General features: G+C 69.9%; 1 protein-coding gene. It reads left to right on the forward strand.

The window, feature by feature from the left end; all coding sequences use genetic code 11:
• On the forward strand, positions 1-219 hold a 219-nt coding region (locus D7V88_RS43560), incomplete at both ends, for a hypothetical protein (RefSeq protein WP_158625302.1).

Raw genomic sequence — 219 nt, forward strand, 5'->3', positions numbered from 1 at the left:
TGGGCCGGTTCGTGTTCCAGCGCAAGCGCGACTACCTGCGCAACCTCCTGGAGATGTTGGACCAGGGCAACATCGACGATGCCCTGCGCCACGCGATTCCGCTCGGCAAGGACCCCGACTCCCAGGCACAGCTCGCGCTGGGGGTGCCGGCGCCGCGCGAGCAACTCGACATCCAGCCGCAACGGGGTGGAGGCGCCCGCTCGGTGTTCGGAGGTGGCG

The organism is Corallococcus terminator (assembly GCF_003611635.1).
GTDB lineage: Bacteria > Myxococcota > Myxococcia > Myxococcales > Myxococcaceae > Corallococcus > Corallococcus terminator.